This window comes from Protofrankia sp. CiP1_Cm_nod2 (assembly GCF_920664355.1).
GTDB lineage: Bacteria > Actinomycetota > Actinomycetes > Frankiales > Frankiaceae > Protofrankia.
Genome location: NZ_CAKKTL010000397.1, coordinates 1,186 through 1,771, shown reverse-complemented (window position 1 = coordinate 1,771; position 586 = coordinate 1,186). Strand labels below are relative to the sequence as shown.

At 66.4% G+C, this 586-nt stretch carries 1 protein-coding gene; it reads left to right on the top strand.

Features of this window, described 5'->3' with window-relative positions; translation table 11 throughout:
- Nucleotides 1–102: 102 nt before the first annotated feature.
- On the top strand, nucleotides 103–586 hold a 484-nt coding region (locus tag NBW84_RS23900), incomplete at its 3' end, for a condensation domain-containing protein (protein WP_250287598.1).

Sequence of the window (586 nt, the reverse complement as noted above, 5' to 3'; positions counted from 1 at the left end):
TGATCTTCCAATATCACGCTCAGCTCCCACTGCCTGTTCCAGTGCCTGCCGCCAGGCGACGGCGGGCCGTTTTCGGCCAAATCTGTCAAGGAGAGTCGAGAAGTGACGGTGTCCGACCCACACGGTGTACGCCTGCCGGTGTCCGCTGCGCAGCGCGAAATCTGGCTGGCCCAGCAGCTGGACCCGGAAAGCCTGCTCTACCGGATCGGCGGATACACAGAGATCAACGGGCCGATCGACCCGGTGGCCTTCGAGACTGTGTTACGACAGGCCTTCACCGAGACCGAATCCATGCGCGCGCGGTTCCTCGAGGACGACGGAACGCTGTGGCAGACCGTCGAGCCGCTCGGCGACTGGACGCTGCCGGTGTTCGACGTCAGCGGTGAGGCGGCCCCGCGGGCGGCCGCCGAAGCCTGGATGCGGGCTGAGCTGGCCCAGCCGATGAACCTGGCGCGCGGACCGTTGTTCTCCCACGCCCTGCTGCGGCTGGAGCCGGAACGGTTCCTCTGGTACCAGAGCTACCACCACATCGTGATGGACAGCTTCGCCTCCGTCCTCCTCGTCCGGCGAGTGGCCGCGCTGTACA